The sequence below is a fragment of the Salinivibrio sp. AR640 genome (assembly GCF_001995405.1).
Classification (GTDB): domain Bacteria; phylum Pseudomonadota; class Gammaproteobacteria; order Enterobacterales; family Vibrionaceae; genus Salinivibrio; species Salinivibrio costicola.
The window spans coordinates 1-1,088 of record NZ_MUFD01000059.1 but is presented as its reverse complement, the minus strand read 5'-3'; the positions used below and the strand labels follow the sequence as shown (position 1 = coordinate 1,088).

Sequence of the window (1,088 nt, the reverse complement as noted above, 5' to 3'; positions counted from 1 at the left end):
CTTGTACACACCGCCCGTCACACCATGGGAGTGGGCTGCACCAGAAGTAGATAGCTTAACCTTCGGGAGGGCGTTTACCACGGTGTGGTTCATGACTGGGGTGAAGTCGTAACAAGGTAGCCCTAGGGGAACCTGGGGCTGGATCACCTCCTTACTGACGCTATTCTTGCGAGTGTTCACACAGATTGCACGGTCAAAATGTCAAAGAGATATGAGTTCCTTAGTTTGGGGCTCGTACCTTAGATGGGTCTGTAGCTCAGCTGGTTAGAGCGCACCCCTGATAAGGGTGAGGTCGGTGGTTCAAGTCCACTCAGACCCACCACTTCTACTTATCCTGCGTCATCTTTGATAGCTGCGATGCTCATGTGCTAAAGCACACTGCGCGTCTCACTTCAAATCTGACTGGGTTAAGCGAAGTGGACTTCTATAAAGAAGTCCGTCTAAGGATATCATGATGGGGCTATAGCTCAGCTGGGAGAGCGCCTGCCTTGCACGCAGGAGGTCAGCAGTTCGATCCTGCTTAGCTCCACCACTTTTTAAGCGTATTTATAWTGATAAGTGCCTTTAAAAAGTGGTTTATCGTCGTGATAAAYACACATGCTCTTTAACAATCTGGAAAGCTGACAAGTCATTCTTWAAGAATGACAGTAAAGTTCTCAATCAGTGACATATCATGTCACTCACACAATCAAGTGTGCTTGGACTTTGTCTTATTRAATCAATAACGACAAAGCTTCTATTTGAGTCCGGCAAAAACAAAACCTTAGTTGTTTTCATGCAAGACCTTTTGGGGTTGTATGGTTAAGTGACTAAGCGTAGACGGTGGATGCCTTGGCAGTCAGAGGCGATGAAGGACGTATTAACTTGCGAAAAGCCCAGATAAGGCAGTAAAAGCCATTTGAATCTGGGATRTCCGAATGGGGRAACCCACCTGCATAAGCAGGTATCTTAGCGTGAATACATAGCGCTAAGAGGCGAACTCGGGGAACTGAAACATCTAAGTACCCGAAGGAAAAGAAATCAATTGAGATTCCGGCAGTAGCGGCGAGCGACCCCGGATTAGCCCTTAAGCAGACTTGGCGTTAGGT

2 tRNA genes and 2 rRNA genes are annotated in these 1,088 nt (G+C 47.2%); all 4 read left to right on the top strand.

From position 1 onward, the window contains the following. Positions 1–154 (top strand): 16S ribosomal RNA (locus BZG75_RS15160); the annotation flags it as partial. A gap of 91 nt (positions 155–245) precedes the next feature. Beyond that, positions 246–322, top strand: a tRNA-Ile gene (locus tag BZG75_RS15155). A 134-nt stretch (positions 323–456) separates the two neighbouring features. Further along, positions 457–532 (top strand) — tRNA-Ala (locus BZG75_RS15150). A gap of 267 nt (positions 533–799) precedes the next feature. Further along, a 23S ribosomal RNA gene (locus tag BZG75_RS15445) occupies positions 800–1,088 on the top strand; the annotation flags it as partial.